This is a genomic window from Brevibacillus centrosporus, from assembly GCF_003710815.1.
GTDB lineage: Bacteria > Bacillota > Bacilli > Brevibacillales > Brevibacillaceae > Brevibacillus > Brevibacillus centrosporus.
In genome coordinates, this window is the sequence record NZ_RHHP01000061.1 from 1 (window position 1) to 1,067 (window position 1,067).

The 1,067-nt window shown below is 48.5% G+C and carries 1 protein-coding gene; it reads right to left on the reverse strand.

The features are described 5' to 3' along the window. Nucleotides 1-858, reverse strand: an 858-nt coding sequence (locus EDM55_RS29815; protein ID WP_122962127.1) for an IS30 family transposase, incomplete at its 3' end; no start/stop codon positions are given. Nucleotides 859-1,067 lie beyond the last annotated feature (209 nt).

A 1,067-nucleotide genomic window follows, 5' to 3' on the forward strand; every position in this document is an offset into this window, starting at 1 on the left:
CTCTTCCTCAGAGACCTCTGCGAAGTCTTTTCCTTTGGGGAAGAATTCACGGAGAAGTCCGTTGGCATTCTCGTTGGTGCCGCGCTGCCATGAAGAGTACGGATCGGCAAAGTAGATGTCTAGGTCATGTGCTGATTCCAAGCGTTCATAACAGGCAAATTCTTTTCCTCGATCAACAGTGGCTGTCTGAAACGTACCCGTAGGAAAAGAGTCAGCGATCACCCCGAATGCCTTCTCCAAAGAAGTGGAGGTACGATCAGGCATCTTGATGGCAAGATAGAGGCGGGTCTTACGCTCAGCAAAGGTAGCTACACATGCTTTACTTTTTCCTCGGCTGGAAACAACGGTATCGAGTTCCCAATGACCAAAACTGTCACGTTTTCTCACCTCTTTTGGTCGCTGGTGAATGGACTTGCCTACGTTAAATCGACCGCGAGTTTCACGAGGGCCTCTGCGTTTCCCTTTTTGGCGCAAGACAGCGGTATTTCCTTTCACGAGAAGGCCTTGATAGAGCCAGCGGTAGATCGTTTTAAACGAAACCTTCTGCTCGGGGCAGTCCTGACTCATGCGCCCGGCGATCTGCTCAGGAGACCAGGTTTTTTCCATCTTCTCGGAAATGTATCGTTCCCGTTCGTGTGTCCATTTGCCATTGGAAACAGAGCGCTCTCGACGCGTCTCGTAAGCCTCATGAGCAGTCTCAGCTTGATATCCGCTTGTTCCAGCTCCCCGATTCAACTCACGGGCAATGGTAGAATGATGGCGATTGAGTTCAGTGGCGATAGCCCTAGTAGACCAACCAAGACGGTGTAGCAAAGCTAGCTGACTACGCTCTGTTATGCTAAGATGGGAATAACTCATGATTGATTCTCCTGTGTAAATGTGGTGTGGTAACTTCATTTTACACGAATCAATCATGGGCCATTTTTTTGCCTAAGCGTAGGTGTCGCACTTCATATTACAATCCGTCCTGTAAAAAAGAAATGGGATAGCCTTCTTTGCCTGACATACCAGCTACGATTAAATTTGCACTTGCTCCAATCAGAGATCCATTTCCACCAAGACAAGCG